This window comes from Aeromonas sp. Prich7-2 (assembly GCF_017939255.1).
Taxonomy (GTDB): domain Bacteria; phylum Pseudomonadota; class Gammaproteobacteria; order Enterobacterales; family Aeromonadaceae; genus Aeromonas; species Aeromonas caviae.
Map to the genome: position 1 here is coordinate 1 of NZ_JAGKRI010000306.1, position 625 is coordinate 625.

Consider the following 625-nt stretch of genomic DNA (forward strand, 5'->3'; position numbering starts at 1 on the left):
CTGTACAACAAGGACCAAATAAAATTTGGTTTTCGCCAAGAAGTTTCCAAAGCACTTGTAACAAATGTTTGAGAACTACTTTTTAAATCAGCTTTCCAGATTGTTAAAGAGCATGTTTGCAACGGCGCAAGGCCGAAGAAAACAGACATAAACACGTAATGCTTATGTCTGCATTCTTGAGCTGCGAAGAGAAGTGGCGTCCCCTAGGGGATTCGAACCCCTGTTACCGCCGTGAAAGGGCGGTGTCCTAGGCCTCTAGACGAAGGGGACGAAAATCACGCTTTGCGAAGGTCACTTCGCAATGATTTTCGTAAAGGCGACGCCGAGCCTGCGAGGCTAGCGGCCTTTAGCGCTGTTCGTTGTTATCGCTAACTCTGAATTGGGTAACGACTTTCGTCATTATTCACATCCCAACCCAACGAACGGGCTTCTCTCATTTAGTCTTTCGACCAAACAAGCACTGACACGCCAAGGCGCACCAGGTCTTTGCTCTAACTACTTTGAATCAAGGCAATCTGTGTGAACACTCAACAACTTCGTCATCTTAAGGTAAGGAGGTGATCCAACCCCAGGTTCCCCTAGGGTTACCTTGTTACGACTTCACCCCAGTCATGAATCACACCGT

The 625-nt window shown here is 47.4% G+C and carries 1 tRNA gene and 1 rRNA gene; both read right to left on the minus strand.

Features of this window, described 5'->3' with window-relative positions:
* Positions 1–194: 194 nt before the first annotated feature.
* Positions 195–270: transfer RNA gene (locus tag J9892_RS22290), tRNA-Glu, on the minus strand.
* Between the two features lie 280 nt (positions 271–550).
* Positions 551–625, minus strand: a 16S ribosomal RNA gene (locus tag J9892_RS22295); the annotation flags it as partial.